This is a genomic window from Pedobacter aquae, assembly GCF_008195825.1.
GTDB lineage: Bacteria > Bacteroidota > Bacteroidia > Sphingobacteriales > Sphingobacteriaceae > Pseudopedobacter > Pseudopedobacter aquae.
Map to the genome: position 1 here is coordinate 20,446 of NZ_CP043329.1, position 14,923 is coordinate 35,368.

General features: G+C 34.1%; 17 protein-coding genes. 11 read left to right on the top strand and 6 right to left on the bottom strand.

What is annotated here, in order from left to right; all coding sequences use genetic code 11:
• The first annotated feature begins 107 nt into the window (after positions 1–107).
• The 4 genes from sucD (at position 108) to FYC62_RS00110 (ending at position 2,285) form a co-directional block, all read left to right on the top strand.
• Positions 108–986, top strand: a complete 879-nt coding sequence (gene sucD, locus FYC62_RS00095; protein WP_039454293.1) for a succinate--CoA ligase subunit alpha — start codon at positions 108–110, stop codon at positions 984–986.
• Positions 987–1,100: 114 nt separating this feature from the next.
• Complete coding sequence (locus FYC62_RS00100) at positions 1,101–1,466, top strand: methionine-R-sulfoxide reductase (protein WP_039454294.1); 366 nt, start codon at positions 1,101–1,103, stop codon at positions 1,464–1,466.
• Between the two features lie 65 nt (positions 1,467–1,531).
• Complete coding sequence (locus tag FYC62_RS00105; RefSeq protein WP_149073485.1) at positions 1,532–1,915, top strand: septal ring lytic transglycosylase RlpA family protein; 384 nt, start codon at positions 1,532–1,534, stop codon at positions 1,913–1,915.
• 13 nt (positions 1,916–1,928) lie between these two features.
• A complete protein-coding gene (locus tag FYC62_RS00110) occupies positions 1,929–2,285 on the top strand; it encodes a septal ring lytic transglycosylase RlpA family protein (protein WP_039454296.1) in 357 nt (118 codons plus the stop codon).
• Positions 2,286–2,291: 6 nt separating this feature from the next.
• On the opposite strand, the gene FYC62_RS00115 is transcribed toward FYC62_RS00110, so the two are convergent.
• Together FYC62_RS00115 and truA are read right to left on the bottom strand one after the other, a co-directional pair.
• Positions 2,292–4,076 (bottom strand): ABC transporter ATP-binding protein, encoded by a 1,785-nt coding sequence (locus tag FYC62_RS00115; protein ID WP_149073486.1) that lies wholly within the window; start codon positions 4,074–4,076, stop codon positions 2,292–2,294.
• Complete coding sequence (gene truA, locus FYC62_RS00120; protein WP_149073487.1) at positions 4,076–4,855, bottom strand: tRNA pseudouridine(38-40) synthase TruA; 780 nt, start codon at positions 4,853–4,855, stop codon at positions 4,076–4,078. Before truA ends, FYC62_RS00115 begins: the two co-directional genes overlap by 1 nt.
• Before the next feature lie 132 nt (positions 4,856–4,987).
• Here truA and FYC62_RS00125 point away from each other — a divergent pair, with 132 nt between their 5' ends.
• Entirely contained in the window at positions 4,988–5,449 is a 462-nt protein-coding gene (locus FYC62_RS00125; protein ID WP_149073488.1) for a DUF4293 domain-containing protein, read from the top strand.
• Positions 5,450–5,509: 60 nt separating this feature from the next.
• Here FYC62_RS00125 and FYC62_RS00130 read toward each other — a convergent pair whose 3' ends face one another.
• Complete coding sequence (locus FYC62_RS00130) at positions 5,510–5,800, bottom strand: hypothetical protein (RefSeq protein ID WP_039454300.1); 291 nt, start codon at positions 5,798–5,800, stop codon at positions 5,510–5,512.
• 238 nt (positions 5,801–6,038) lie between these two features.
• Here FYC62_RS00130 and FYC62_RS00135 point away from each other — a divergent pair, with 238 nt between their 5' ends.
• The 6 genes from FYC62_RS00135 (at position 6,039) to FYC62_RS00160 (ending at position 11,391) form a co-directional block, all read left to right on the top strand.
• Entirely contained in the window at positions 6,039–7,307 is a 1,269-nt protein-coding gene (locus FYC62_RS00135; RefSeq protein ID WP_149073489.1) for a T9SS type A sorting domain-containing protein, read from the top strand.
• A gap of 114 nt (positions 7,308–7,421) precedes the next feature.
• Positions 7,422–9,278, top strand: a complete 1,857-nt coding sequence (locus tag FYC62_RS00140; protein WP_149073490.1) for a DEAD/DEAH box helicase — start codon at positions 7,422–7,424, stop codon at positions 9,276–9,278.
• Between the two features lie 138 nt (positions 9,279–9,416).
• A complete protein-coding gene (gene fabG / locus FYC62_RS00145; protein ID WP_039454302.1) occupies positions 9,417–10,160 on the top strand; it encodes a 3-oxoacyl-[acyl-carrier-protein] reductase in 744 nt (247 codons plus the stop codon).
• 231 nt (positions 10,161–10,391) lie between these two features.
• Positions 10,392–10,559 (top strand): hypothetical protein, encoded by a 168-nt coding sequence (locus FYC62_RS00150; RefSeq protein WP_205943744.1) that lies wholly within the window; start codon positions 10,392–10,394, stop codon positions 10,557–10,559.
• Between the two features lie 11 nt (positions 10,560–10,570).
• Positions 10,571–10,774, top strand: a complete 204-nt coding sequence (locus tag FYC62_RS00155; RefSeq protein WP_081987684.1) for a YgaP family membrane protein — start codon at positions 10,571–10,573, stop codon at positions 10,772–10,774.
• A 5-nt stretch (positions 10,775–10,779) separates the two neighbouring features.
• Entirely contained in the window at positions 10,780–11,391 is a 612-nt protein-coding gene (locus tag FYC62_RS00160; RefSeq protein ID WP_149073491.1) for a TlpA family protein disulfide reductase, read from the top strand.
• 67 nt (positions 11,392–11,458) lie between these two features.
• Here FYC62_RS00160 and dapA read toward each other — a convergent pair whose 3' ends face one another.
• From dapA to ligA, 3 genes are read right to left on the bottom strand one after another with little or no spacing between them, the layout of a single operon-like run.
• Complete coding sequence (gene dapA, locus FYC62_RS00165; RefSeq protein WP_149073492.1) at positions 11,459–12,337, bottom strand: 4-hydroxy-tetrahydrodipicolinate synthase; 879 nt, start codon at positions 12,335–12,337, stop codon at positions 11,459–11,461.
• Positions 12,334–12,870, bottom strand: a complete 537-nt coding sequence (locus tag FYC62_RS00170; RefSeq protein WP_149073493.1) for a DUF6913 domain-containing protein — start codon at positions 12,868–12,870, stop codon at positions 12,334–12,336. The genes dapA and FYC62_RS00170 overlap by 4 nt, the downstream gene beginning before the upstream one ends.
• A 14-nt stretch (positions 12,871–12,884) precedes the next feature.
• Positions 12,885–14,900, bottom strand: coding sequence for an NAD-dependent DNA ligase LigA (ligA, locus tag FYC62_RS00175; RefSeq protein ID WP_149073494.1), 2,016 nt, complete (start codon positions 14,898–14,900; stop codon positions 12,885–12,887).
• Positions 14,901–14,923: the final 23 nt, after the last annotated feature.

A 14,923-nucleotide genomic window follows, 5' to 3' on the forward strand; every position in this document is an offset into this window, starting at 1 on the left:
GTTGTTTTATCTGTGAAATGCCACAAATTATTTTTTTAGAAAGTTATTTGCCAAATCTTTTGTGGTTTTAGCCGATTATCTTAGTTTTGCGATACAAAAAATTGACCATGAGTGTACTTGTAAATAAAGATTCGAAAGTTATTGTTCAAGGTTTTACCGGAAATGAGGGTACTTACCATGCTACCCAAATGATTGAGTACGGAACTAACGTTGTTGGAGGTGTAACACCAGGAAAAGGTGGACAAACTCATTTAGATAAACCAGTATTTAACACTGTTAAAGAAGCGGTAGAAAAAGCTGGTGCAGATGTTTCTATCATTTTCGTACCGCCTGCATTTGCGGCAGATGCTATTATGGAAGCTGCTGAAGCTGGAATTAAAGTTATCGTTTGTATTACTGAAGGTATTCCTACTAAGGATATGATTCAGGTTAAAGAATATATTGCAGATAAAGATTGCCGTTTAATTGGCCCTAACTGTCCGGGTATCATCACTGCTGATGAAGCTAAGATTGGTATTATGCCAGGTTTCATTTTCAGAAAAGGTAATGTTGGCGTGGTTTCTAAATCAGGTACTTTAACTTACGAGGCAGTAGACCAAGTAGTAAAAGCGGGTTTAGGTATTACAACTGCAATAGGTATAGGTGGTGATCCTATTATTGGTACACCAACCAAAGAAGCTGTTGAGTTATTAATGAACGATCCAGATACTCACGGAATCATCATGATTGGTGAAATTGGTGGTGGTATGGAAGCAGAAGCGGCTCGTTGGATTAAAGAATTTGGTACAAAACCAGTAGTTGGTTTTATAGCTGGTCAAACAGCGCCTCCGGGACGTAGAATGGGCCATGCTGGTGCTATTGTTGGTGGTGCAGAAGATACTGCTGCTGCTAAAATGAAAATCATGAGGGAGTGCGGTATCAGAGTAGTAGAGTCTCCTGCTGGTATTGGTGCTGCTATGGCAGAAGAATTAGCAAAACTTGCATAAACAATAATAATCTAAAATAAACTTTAAAGGCTGGAATCTCATTCTGGCCTTTTTTGTTTAGATGTTTTATGTTTTTATGATAAACTTTCGTTAATACCAATTGTTACAATTGATATGAGTTACAATAAATTAACACCCGAAGAAGAATATATTATTTTGCATAAAGGTACCGAGATGCCTTTTACAGGAGCCTATACTAACTTAAAAGATGCCGGAACTTATATTTGCAAAAGATGTAACGCATCTTTATATAAATCTGAGGATAAATTTGAATCTCATTGCGGTTGGCCAAGCTTTGACGATGAAATACCCGGAGCAGTTAAAAGAGTAATAGATAGAGATGGTAGAAGGGTAGAAATTGTTTGTGCAAATTGCGATGGACATTTGGGTCACGTTTTTGAAGGAGAGCGTTTTACAGCAAAAAATACACGCCATTGTGTAAATTCCCTAAGTATGATTTTTGTACCTAAAGAGGGTTAGATTTTTATTTTAGCACTAATTCTTTTATCTTCGGATAATTTCTAATTATCTGTTAATCAATAAGTATGAAAGTTTTACTCCTTTTAAGTGCGTTTTTACTGATAAATTTCAGCAATTCTTTTAGTAATGATAAAGAGAAAAATCTCATACAAAAGCAGGTAAGAGCTACCTATTATGCTAGTAAATTTGTTGGTAGAAAAACCAGTAGCGGGCAAGTTTACACTCATGATAAATTTACTGCGGCACACAAAACCCTACCTTTTGGTACCGAGGTTACAGTTGTAAATCCCAGAAATGGAAAATCTGTTGTAGTTGTTGTAAATGATAGAGGACCTTTTGGTAAAGGCTTAGCTATTGATTTATCACAATCTGCCGCAAGAGAGATTGGAATTATAGGGCAGGGAATAGCTACTGTTGAAATTTCATACTCCTTACCAGAGGCAGAATAGAAATCTATAAAAAATGAGATTATTAAAATTTGTATGCTTTTCTAGTGTACTAGGGTTGTTATATGCCTGTTCTCCAAAAGTTTCACAACAAGGTAAAGCATCATATTATGCTGATAAATTTGATGGAAGAAAAACCGCAAGCGGTGAAATATTTAGAAATCATAAATTAACAGCTGCTCATAAAACACTTCCTTTTGGTACAAAGGTTAAAGTAACCAATCTTAATAATGGTAAAACTGTTAAGGTAAGGGTAAATGATAGAGGGCCATTTGTAGCCGGCCGCATTATCGATTTATCTAAAAAGGCAGCAAAAAAGATAGATATAGATAAAGAAGGAGTTGCCAAAGTGAAAATTACCTACAAGAAATAAAATCGCTTATTTTTCTATTCCACTAGAGTTAAATTGCAAATCGTATAGGTTTTTGTAATAACCATTTAGCCTGAGTAATTCTTGGTGAGTACCCATTTCTTTAATCTCACCATGGTCTAAAACAATAATTCTATCAGCGTTTTGTATGGTTGATAATCGATGCGCAATCACAATAGAAGTTCTTCCTAGCATCAGTTTTTCTATAGCTTGTTGAATTAAAATTTCTGTTTCGGTATCTACAGAAGAAGTGGCTTCGTCTAAAACTAAAATCTTTGGGTCGTAAACTAAGGCTCTAATAAATGAAATTAACTGTGCCTGCCCAGAAGATAAAGTAGCGCCTCTTTCTTGCACCTGATAATCATAACCTCCGGGTAAACGCATAATAAAATCATGAGCACCAACATCTTTTGCTGCTGCTATAATTTTTTGTCTACTGATAGCCGGATTTTTTAGGGTGATGTTATTTGCAATGGTATCAGAAAATAAAAACACATCTTGCAATACTGTAGCTATTTGATTTCTTAAGAATGTAAGCTCAAAATCTTTGATGTTAATGCCATCTATCTTAACACTTCCTTTACTTATTTCATAAAATCTATTTAAGATATTAATGGTAGAAGATTTTCCAGCTCCTGTTGCACCTACTAGCGCTAAAGTTTCTCCTTCTTTAACCCCGAAAGAAATGTTCTTTAATATCCAATCTTCATCCTTAATGGTAGCTTGACTTTGTTGATAAGAAAACCAAACATTTTTAAACTCAATTTCTCCTTTTAAGCTTTGTGGCGATAGTTTACCCTCGTTAACGGTTTGCTCTTGGGTATCTAAAACTTTAAAAATTCTATCGGCACCAACCATACCCATTTGTAAAGTGTTAAACTTATCTGCCAGTTCTCTGATAGGCCTAAACAACATGTTAACATACATGATGAAGGCTACTACAACTCCGGCAGAAATTTCATTATTAAGAATACTTTTAGAGCCATACCAAACCAATAAGCCAATAGAAAGGGCAGAAATAATCTCTACTACCGGAAAAAATATGGAATAATACCAGTTAGAACGGATATGAGCATCGCGGTGAACCGCATTGATTGCTTTAAATTTTTTATATTCTTGGTCTTCTCTAGCAAAATATCTGATGATACTGATACCGCTAATGTGTTCTTGTAAGAAAGTATTGAGTTGTGCTACCTGAGTTCTAACATCCTGAAAAGCAGATTTTATAGCTTCTTTGAAGATATAAGTTGCTAGCATCAATAACGGCATCGGAATTAAAACTATCAAAGTAAGTTTCCAATCGGTATATAACATCACCCCGATAATGGTTACCAGCTGTAAAATGTCTCCAATAATAACAATTAAACCTTCAGAAAAAATATCGGCAATGGTTTCTAAATCAGATACAGTACGGGTTATGAGTTGCCCTAGTGGAGTTTTATCAAAATATTTTAATCTGAGTTGGGTTATATGGTTAAAAACATCTTTCCTTAAATCTTTAATTACCGATTGCCCTAGCGTATTGGTTAAAAAAGTATGGTAATATTGAATAATGGTTTGTATAATTAATAAAGCAACCAAAATCATGGTCATGTTTATCAATCCTGATTTATTATCGAAAAGAATAAAATCGTCAACAGTTTTTTGAATAAGGAGAGGCCTTAACGGAGCAACAATGGCCAAACTAAGTGTTAGAAAAATAGCTAAATAAAAAAGTCTTTTATATGGGTTTGTGTATTTAAAAAGCCTTCTTAATAAGCTCCAGTCGTAAGTTTTTCCGGTTACCTCTGCCATTATTTTTCTTCTTCTACTGCCCTCATGATGTATGGATAATTAACCTCGGTTAAGAAAAGCCCGCAGGCAGGAACAGAAGCACCAGCGGCAGATCTGTTCTTACTCTCTATAACCTCACGCATATAGTCGGGCGAGAATTTCCCTCTTCCAATATCAGTTAAAGTGCCTACAATAGCTCTTACCATGTTTCTTAAAAATCTATTTGCTGTAATATGGAAGATAATCCCATCCGCAGTTACTTCCCATTCTGCTCTTGAAACTAAGCAGTTATTAGTAAAATTATCGGCATTTGACTTGCAAAATGCACCAAAATCTTCATATTCTAAAAGATATGCCGCTGCAATATTCATTGCTTTAATATCTAAACTTTCTTTTACAAGCCAGCTGGTGTGAGTTTTAAAAGGATTTTTATTAAAATGAATATGGTATTGATAAGACCTAAACGTTGCATCAAAACGAGCATGCGCATCTGGCGCTACTGGATAGATATGATGAACGGCAATATCATAAGGTAAAAGAGAATTTATACTTCTTAAGAATTTAAGCTCTTGATTTTCTAAATCTATGATGCTACAATCAAAATGTGCGAAAAATTGAGTGGCATGTACACCAGTATCTGTTCTACCGCAGCCTAAAGTTTCTATTTTGCTTTTAAAATAGATACTTAAAGCTTCATCAATTTTTTGCTGAACAGTAATGGCGTTTGGTTGAGTTTGCCAACCATGATAGTTTCCTCCATGGTAGCTCAACTCTAGAAAATATCTATTAACTTGATGCACCTTGCAAATTTAATCTAATTAAGCGTATCATTTTAGTTGAACTGGCAACATTTATGTAATTTCTTTTATAAACAATTTTAATAAGGCCAGATGTTTTTACATTTGCTTAATTATTTATTTTAAAAAAATATCATGATACAAAGAATACAATCTGTTTATTTTTTCTTGGCTTCTTTAGCTCTTGCTGCTTTATTTATGTTTCCAATAGCTACCGTGTTTGAAACCGGTGGAGCAAAAAAAATAAGTGTTACCGGTGTAAGCCAAACTATTGATGGTAATGTAGTGCAAACAGAAAACTTTTTATTGCTAACCATTATTACCGCTTTATTGGCTTTAAATTCATTGGTGTTGATATTTCTTTACAAAAACAGAAAGCAGCAAATGATATTTACTTATATACATGTAGTTGTTGTTATTGCTTATAGCTTTTGGCTATCGCAAACAGTTAAAAATGCTACAATAGCAATATTAGAAATAGGAGATTACGGTATTGGTGCAGGTTTATCATCTATAGCAGTTTTATTTTTGGTGCTAGCAGTAAAGGGAATTAAGAGGGATGATAAGCTAATAAAATCTGCAGATAGATTAAGATAGTTTTTATAGATTATAAAGATTTAAAAAGCTGGCTCATGAATATTGAACCAGCTTTTTTGTTTAAAGATTTTCTGCAACCAAAACAGGTTCAGGACCTTTTGGCTCATGTTCAAGTTTTTCTGAAATAGCGCAATAGCCAGATACTCCTCTGTTAAGCAAGGTATAACCTAATGTTAATTCTGTAGCCGCAATAAATGGATGAGAAAAGATATTTCTTAAGCCTTTAAGGGCGATATAAGTTCCTCCGGCTATAGAAAGTATTCTTTCTGTTTTACTCAAATTTGTATTGATGTTTTCTTTTAATAAAGAATCTTCTAAAGTATTCTTTAATTGTTCTACGGTGTTTATCATATGAAGATGTGTTTTTGTTTAGAAATACAATTATAATGCCTAAGAAGATTTGATACTTGTTGGTTTTTGTATGAAATATGAGTAGGTGTTTAAGTTTTTAAGTGTGTTTTCTTTGTAATCAGCAGTTTATTTTGTTGAGATTAAATATATAGCTATAAATTGTTGATAATTTCATATAAAATTAATGTTTTCTCTTTATATTTAGCATCAACTACTCAAACTCTCAAATTTTAAACAAATGAAAAAAATTTTACTCTTTTTATTGGGGTTATCAAACTCTGTATTGGCCCAAACAACTATATTTTCACAAGATTTTAGTTCTTCTGCTGTGGTAGCAGATTATGTAAGTGCAACGCCTAATAGCGGGCAGTTTAATGCTATTGGTGCTCCTTCTGGAGCTAATAATAACATTAATATTACCAACTCTAAGTTAAATTTTACTAGAGGATCAGCTAGTGGTGGTGGTGGCACTTTTTCAAGAACTACAGATTTTTCTCCAGTTCCTTCCATTATAATTTATAAATTCGATTTAGAGGTTACTAATAATTTATTAGGTATTACTACAGCTGCTGTATTTCAAGTAGGTTCTGGCTTTGGTACAGCAAATGGTGCAGAGGCAAACGCAAGTGTTCATTCTAGAATTGGGATTGGTATTACGGATACTCCAGGAGAATTTAGAGTTAGAAATATAGGAGACTTAGTAAATGGTTCGGTAATTCACACAGGTAGTAAAACTATCACTTGGGTAGTTAATAATTCCTCATCCACTTATACATATGTAGCTCCTAATGGTAGTTCAGAGACAGTTGCTCCTGATACATGGGATTTATTTGTAGGTACATTAAAAGAATTTAATGATAATTCTGCTCAAACAGCATCACAAGTTTTATCCGATTTAAAATTTTCTTTTGTAGACGGGTTAGCAACAATATCTTTAGATAATATCAGTATAGAATCAGTCACTCCCCTCCCCATCCAACTATCCTCTTTCACCGCACAAGCTATTGATAAAACTATTTTATTAAACTGGGAAACTTTATCAGAAACTAACAATGCATTTTTTGAAATTGAAAGATCAATAGATGGAAAAACGTTCACCAAAATTGGTTCAAAGGATGGTTCTGGAACTACTACAGCCTTAACCAAATACCGTTTTGTAGATGAAAATCCTGTGCCAGGTACTAACTATTATAGGTTAAAGCAAATAGATTTTGATGGAAAAAGTGAAACGTCAGCTGTTAAATCAGCAATATCCAATATACCTTTTGCTACTTTAAGTATTTTACAAGGATCTAATTTAGTGACTGCTCAGGTATTATCTCCCGTAAAGGAAAAAGCGAAATTAAGTTTATTTGATGTAGGAGGTAAGGTTTTGGCTCAGCAAGAAATCTTAATAGAAAAAGGTTTGAATCAGTTTGAGTTCAATCAAAACTTAGTTAGCGGGGTGTATTTCTTTAAGCTAACAAGTGCTTCAAGTCATATCAACACTAAATTTGTAAAGCCATAAACGTATGAATTTGCCTGATATGCAAAAGCTATATCAGGCATGTTTTGCTTTTCAGGTATAAATATTGTACCTTTGCACTTTATTTGGCAATGTTGCCATATTTTATAAATTATCATGAACCCATTCAATGAATTGGGGATACGACATGATATTGTTAATGCGATAACTGAGTTAGGTTTTACCAACCCAACTCCAATCCAGGAAAGTGCCATTCCAGTTTTGTTATCAGGCAGCAACGATTTTGTCGGATTAGCCCAAACAGGAACAGGAAAGACAGCCGCATTTGGCCTTCCTTTATTAGAACTGATCGACTACAGTAAAAATCACCCACAAGCACTTATTCTTTGCCCAACACGTGAACTTTGCTTACAAATCAGTAACGATTTAAAAAATTATTCTAAAAACCTTCCTAATGTTAATATAGTTGCAGTTTACGGTGGTGCAAACATCGTAAACCAATTAAGAGACATTAAAAGAGGCGTACAAATTGTGGTGGCAACACCTGGTCGTATGCTAGACATCCTTAACAGAAAAGCTATTGATTTCTCTCAAGTGAAATATGTAGTTTTAGATGAAGCAGATGAGATGTTAAACATGGGTTTTCAGGATGATATTAACGATATCCTTTCTACAACCCCAGACACCAAGAAAACGTGGTTGTTTTCTGCTACTATGCCTAAAGAGGTTAGAGCAATTGCTAATAATTACATGACCAACCCACATGAGTTAACCATGGGGACAAAAAACACTGGTAATGTTAATATTGAGCATGAGTATTACATTGTTAAAGCTAGAGATAAATACGCAGCTTTTAAACGTATTGTAGATTTTAACCCAGAGATTTTTGGTATTGTATTTTGTCGTACTAAAATAGAAACTCAAGAAATTGCAGAATCTTTAGTAAAAGATGGTTACAATGCAGATTCTTTACACGGAGATTTATCTCAACAACAGCGTGATAAAGTAATGAAGCGTTACCGCGATAGAAGTTTGCAATTATTAATTGCTACTGATGTTGCTGCCCGTGGTATTGATGTTAGCGATGTTACACACGTTATCAACTATTCTTTACCTGATGAGATAGAAAACTATACACACAGAAGTGGTAGAACAGGAAGAGCTGGTAAAACAGGTATTTCTATTGCCATTATCAATTCAAAAGAATTATATAAAATACGCCAAATAGAAAAAGTAATTGGTAAGCAATTTACAAAAGCAGAAATTCCAACTGGTTTTGATGTTGTTGAGAAACAATTATTTGGTTTGGTACATAAAGTTCATAATGTAGAAGTTAATGATTCTCAAATAGAACAATACCTTCCTAGGATTATGGACGAGTTTAAGGATTTAACTAAAGAAGACGTTATTAAACGTTTCGCATCTTTAGAGTTTAACAGATTCTTAGATTATTACAAAAATGCTCCAGATTTAAATACTGCTTCAGATGAGCGTGGCGGTAGAGAAAGAGATGGCGGCAGAGCAGGACAAAGTGGATTTACACGTTTGTTTATCAACCTTGGCTCTGTTGATGATTTTACAAGAGGAGATCTTTTAGGTTATATCTGTAATAATGCAGGTATAAGCGGCAAATCTGTTGGTAAAATAGATATGAAAGGTGTTTTCTCTTTCTTTGAAGTAGAAAATGAAATTGCAGAGAAAGTAATTGAAGGCTTCAAAAAAGTAGATTTCCACGGTAGAGATGTACGAATTGAAGTTTCTGGAGAAGGAAAAAGTGAGAGAAGAGGCGGCGGCGGCGGTGGTAGTCGTGGTGGAGACAGAGAGAGAAAAAGCTATGGCGGTGGCGGTAGCAGAAGTGGTGGCGGCGAGCGAAGAGAAAGAAGTGATAGAGGAGGAGAAAGAAGCAGCGGCGGCGGCGGATTTAGAGATTTTTCTGGCAAAAGAAAAGAAGGTGGAAGCGGTAGTGGCGGAGAAAGAAGACCTTCTAGCGGAGAAAGAAAAAGAAGATATTAAGATTAATATTATCACATAAATTTTAAAATTTAATAGTAAAAGGTATTCTTCAACAAGAATGCCTTTTGCTTTTTATAAGGTTTGTATGCTTATCAAAAAAAAAATGATAATTTCACGCCTTTATCTTAATCAAATAAAATGAAGTTATTACAAGGAAAAACCGCATTAATTACCGGTGCGTCTAAAGGAATAGGAAAAAGAATTGCAGAGAAATTTGCAGAGCAAGGTGCAAATGTTGCTTTTACATATTTATCATCAGTAGAAAAAGGCGAAGCTTTAGAAAAAGAATTGCAGCAATATGGTACCCAAATAAAAGGTTACCGTTCTGATGCTTCAAAGTTTGCCGAGGCAGAGCAATTGATTAATGCTATTGTTGCTGATTTTGGTACTATAGATATTGTTGTAAACAATGCGGGTATCACTAAAGATGGTTTATTAATGCGTATGTCTGAAGAAAATTGGGATGATGTATTAGAAGTTAACCTAAAATCAATTTTTAATACCACAAAAGCAGCATCAAAAATTATGATGAAAAACCGTCATGGTGTTTTTATTAATATGAGTTCTGTAGTTGGTGTACAAGGAAATGCTGGTCAGTCTAATTATGCAGCATCTAAAGCTGGTATTATAGGTTTTTCTAAATCAATAGCTAAAGAATTAGGTTCAAGAAATATCAGAACCAATGTTGTGGCTCCGGGTTTTATCAGAACAGAAATGACAGCTGTTTTAGATCCAAAAGTTGTAGAAGGATGGGAAAAAGATATTCCTTTGAAGAGGGCAGGTGAAACAGATGACGTAGCTAATGTTTGTGTTTTCTTAGCTTCAGATATGAGTGCTTACGTAAACGGCCAGGTAATTTCTGTTTGTGGTGGTATGCTGTAGGAAGTTATAAGTATAATGTAAAAAGTTATAAGTTTAAAGTTATAAGTAGAAAATATTAAGCTGTTATAAGCTTTCAGAAAAATCTCTAGCAAGTAGTTAGGGATTTTTTTATTTTAAAATTTGGGCTAAAGTGACTTATGTCACCTAAATCCAAGTGCTATTATTTCATATTTGTTATAAGATTAAAGAAACAGGTTTATGAGAAGTTTATTGCTAAATAATTGGAATGTTATGCGAATCATAAAAATCCTAGCGGGTATTTATATCGCTTATGAAGCTATTACTCGTGAAGAAGTGTTGATAGGTGTTTTAGCAGCAATTTTACTTTATCAAGGACTTTTTAATGTTTCTGCTTGTGGTATTGGCGGGTGTAATGTATCAAATAGAAATAACCATTAAAATTTAGAAATATGAGAAACAATATGGGAGGCTTAGATAGAAGCCTAAGAGTAATTATAGCCTTATTAATTACGTTATTGTACTTTAATGAAATGATAGGCGGAACTTTAGGTATTGTATTATTGGTGTTAGCTATTGTATTTGTTCTGACAAGTTTAGTGAGTTTTTGCCCCTTATACGTACTTTTTAAACTGAATACTTGTAAGCGGGATTAAATTAGATGATGATGGTAGAGAAAGAGAAAAATGATAAAAAGTTATTAAGTTGGTCTAATATTTCAACTACTTTATTGCTTCTTTTTGCTTTAGCGATGGTATTTAGTCCGCAAGTTAAAGGAAAAGTAATAGAAGGCTTAATGAAAGTGGGTTTGTTTCAGCCTGATTTACCTAAGGACAAAGAAATTAAAACTCCTCTAGTTTTAGAAAATGAGGTTGTTTTTATTGATAAAACAGGTAAGGAAGTAAGATTATCTAGTTTAAGAGGTAAAGTAGTGTTCATTAACTTTTGGGCTACTTGGTGTCCGCCTTGTATTGCAGAAATGCCGTCTATCCATCAAATGGCAAAGCAGTTTAAGGAAAATGATAAGCTTGTTGTTTTAACTGTTGATGTTGATCAAGATTTTCCGAAATCGTTAAAGTTTATGCAAAAAAGGAATTTCGATTTACCTGTTTACGCCCTCGCTAGTGCAGTGCCAAGTGCTTATTTAGGAAATAGTATTCCAACAACTATTGTTTTAAGTAAGCAAGGTAAATTGGTGTTCAAGCATGAAGGCGGTGCAGATTATACCAATCAAGAATTTATAGGATTTTTGAATAAGCTAATTAGAGAATAGTGCAAATAAAAAAGCGGAGTAGAAGATTATTTTTACTTCTACTCCGCTTAAAATATTTTATCTCAGCTTATCTTAAAAAGTCTACTTCTGTTTTAATCTTAGCTCTGGTTGATGAGCTAACAGGAACTAGAGGTAAGCGTAAATAATCTTCACAAATGCCTAATTCTTTCATAGCTGCTTTTACGCCACCCGGATTACCTTCTGCAAAACATAATCTGGTAAACTCTAGCAAATCAGAATGACTTTTTCTAGCACCTTTAAAATCATTTTTTAAGCAAGTGCGCACCATTTCAGAGAACTTCAATGGGAAAGCATTCCCAACAACAGAAATAACACCCACGGCACCCAAAGCAATCATAGGGAGCGTTACTGGGTCGTCTCCAGAAATCAAATCAAAACCTTCTGGTTTATGAGCAGCTATTTCATTAAACTGGTCAAAATTACCTGAAGCTTCTTTAATCCCGATTATGTTTTTAACTTCTTTAGCCAATCTTAATGAAGTTTCTGCACTCATATTAGAGCCTGTTCTACCCGGTACGTTATATAATATAATAGGTAATTTAGAAGCTTCTGCAACAGCTTTATAATGCTGAAAGAAACCTTCTTGTATAGGTTTGTTATAATAAGGTGCTACAGAAAGTATAGCTTCATATCCTTTTATAGAAAAATTACTTACCTCGGCTACTACTTCAGCTGTATTATTACCACCAATGCCAGCAACTAAAGGGATTCTTCCGTTTACTTTCTCAGATACAAATTCAAAAACCTGTTTCTTTTCTTCTTTTGTTAATGTAGCAGATTCAGCGGTTGTGCCTAAAACCACTATATACTCAATTTTACCATCTATTAAATGGTTAATGGTTTTTTCTAAGGCGTTAAAATCAATTGTGTAATCAGCATGAAAAGGTGTAATCATGGCTACACCAGTCCCTAAAAATCTACTCATTTTATTTTCTCTAAATAATATCTCAACTCTGTAGAAAAGCCTGCAATGCTTTCCTGTTGTGTTTCTATCATGAAATCAAAAAAAGGTGCTTGCTTAGGGTTATAAGCAGCAACTTTAAAAACCGATTTTGAAACCGCAGCCACATAAACTAGCGGGAAGCATAAATCAGTACAAAGGTTTATTAAAATATCAAATTCATGATTAATGAAATTGCCTATTTTTTCTTTCTTAGGAATATAATTCCAATCAATATCCTCAACAGAAATAAGCTCTATATTGGTTCTTGATTTTAGTTTTAAGCCTTTGTCTAACACAAAACCGAGCAATTTTACCTTTTTATTATCAGTTTGCAAAGTTTTTGCAAAATGTTCTGCTTCAACAATCTGTTCAGCATCTTTTATAGGCACTAAAATACCAATATTTTGTGCATCTTTTAATGATATAGAATGATTGTTACGCTTAAGTTTTTTAAGTTCATGCTTTAATTTTGCAAAACCAGACCTAAGCCTTAAACTATTGAAGAATTGCTTCATCTCTTTCCCTTTTTTTATTCCTCCAACATCTTTAAAAGAGCCGCATCAGTAATGATAGGAATGTTTAATTTATTGGCTTTTTCTAATTTAGAAGGCCCCATATTATCGCCGGCTACCAAGTAATTTAACTTGCCAGAGATACCGCTCAATATTTTACCTCCATTACTTTCAATGATGTCTTTAAGCTCATCTCGACTGTATTGTTCAAACACACCCGATATAACGAAAGTTTGGCCAGCTAATTTTGAACTCTGTAAAATTACTTCCTTTTCTTCAATTTCAAACTGTAAACCTATTTCTTTTAAGCGATTTATTTCTTGTTGATGTTTTTCATCAGCAAAATATTCTAAAATACTTTGTGCTATGCGTTCTCCAATTTCATCTGCTGTAATGAGCTCTTCAAAAGAAGCATTTTGTAAAGCTTGGATATTTTTAAAATGAAAAGCTAATTTTTTAGCAACAGTTTCACCAATATATCTGATTCCTAAGCCGAAAAGCACTTTTTCAAAGGGCACTTGCTTAGAGCGCTCTATACCATCTAGCATGTTATTGACAGATTTTTCTCCAAACCTATCCATACTTTTTAAGGTAGTTTCGTGGTTTTTTAATAAGTATATATCGCTAATATGCCTAATTAAGCCTTTCTGATAAAGCGCTTCTATAGTTTCAGAACCTATTCCATCAATATTCATTGCCTTACGGCTGATGAAATGCTGCATTTTACCTACAATTTGTGGTGGACAACCCTCGTCATTAGGGCAATAATGAACAGCTTCTCCCTCTTTCCTGATGAGCTGTGTGCCGCACTCTGGACAATTTTCTAAATAATTGATTTTTGCAGCATCGGCTTTTCTTTTTTCTAGATTTACGCGTATAACCTTCGGGATAATTTCTCCGCCTTTTTCTACTAAAACAGTATCGTTTTCATGTAAATCAAGTCTTGAAATTTCGTTAGCGTTGTGTAAAGTTGCTCTTTTTACTGTTGTACCCGCCAATAAAACAGGTTTTAAATTAGCTACAGGCGTTACAGCCCCGGTTCTACCAACTTGGTAAGTTACTTTTTCTAAAGTGGTTTCTACTTCTTGAGCTTTATATTTATAACTGATTGCCCAACGTGGAGATTTCGCTGTAAAGCCTAATTCTTGTTGTTGGGCATAGCTATTTACCTTAATAACGATACCATCAATGTCGTAGCTTAAGTGAAATCTTTTAGTCTCCCAGCTTTCTATAAATAGCAAAACATCTTCAATGGTATTGCATAGTTTACTTTCCTCAGAAACATGAAAACCCCAATTTTTTACAGCTTGCAAACTTTCCCAATGCGTTTTAAACGGATTTTGGTCTGCATAAAGGAAATACAAAAAGCAGTCTAGCGGGCGTTTAGCAACTTCGGCAGAATCTTGCATTTTTACAGTTCCAGATGCAAAGTTTCTTGGATTTGCATAAGCTTGTTCGCCCTGTTCTATACGTTCTTGGTTAAGTTTTTCAAAAGCAGCTTTATGCATGAAAACCTCACCACGTATCTCAAAATGTTCTGGAACATTTTGATGAGGGACACTCAGCGGGATACTTCTTAATGTTTTGATATTTGCGGTTACATCATCGCCCTTGGTGCCATCTCCACGGGTAACGGCTTTTAGTAATTTTCCGTTTTCATAAGTTAAACTGATAGATAAACCATCAAATTTTAACTCGCAAACGTATTGAAAATTATCGCCTATGGCTTTTTTAATTCTTTGATCAAAATCTATTAAATCTTGTGCATTATAGGTATTGCCTAAGGAAAGCATGGGCCATTTATGAACAACGGTTTTGAAGCTTTTAGTAATTTCTCCGCCAACTTTTAAAGTAGGAGAATCAGGGTGTACAAGTTCTGGATACTGTTTTTCAAGAGCTTCTAATTCTTTTAGCTTGATGTCGAAATCGTAATCAGAAATGCTTGGCATAGCTAACACATAATAATTGTAATTATGCTGTTTTAGCTCTTTTACTAATGCTGCTATTTGCTCTTTTATTTGTACCGTTGACATATTGCGAAGATACTATTTTAGAG